The organism is Pelomicrobium sp. G1 (genome assembly GCF_051905455.1).
Classification (GTDB): Bacteria; Pseudomonadota; Gammaproteobacteria; order Burkholderiales; family UBA6910; genus Pelomicrobium.
In genome coordinates, this window is sequence record NZ_JBQACR010000356.1 from 1 (window position 1) to 269 (window position 269).

The window sequence follows — 269 nt, forward strand, 5'->3', positions numbered from 1 at the left end:
CCCGTGGCGCCGGGCCTTGGTGGCATAGCCCACAGCCTGGAGGTAGCGCTGGTCCAGTTGCTCCAGTCCGGCCAGGACGGCCTTGGGGTGCCGGTCCAGATAATCCTTGATCTCCACGATGGAAGGCACCGCATCGTGCACGCTCCCGAAGAACTCCAGGCACACCGTGCGCACGTGGGCCGGCATGCGATGCAGGATGAAGCGGACGGAGGTGATGATGCCGTCGCAGCCCTCCTTTTGTACGCCGGGCAGCCCCCCGAGCACCTTGT

General features: G+C 66.2%; 1 protein-coding gene. It reads right to left on the reverse strand.

Annotated elements, in window-relative coordinates; translation table 11 throughout:
- A partial coding sequence (locus tag ACTFO6_RS18820) for a hypothetical protein (protein WP_439935883.1) occupies positions 1 to 269 on the reverse strand: 269 nt, incomplete at both ends.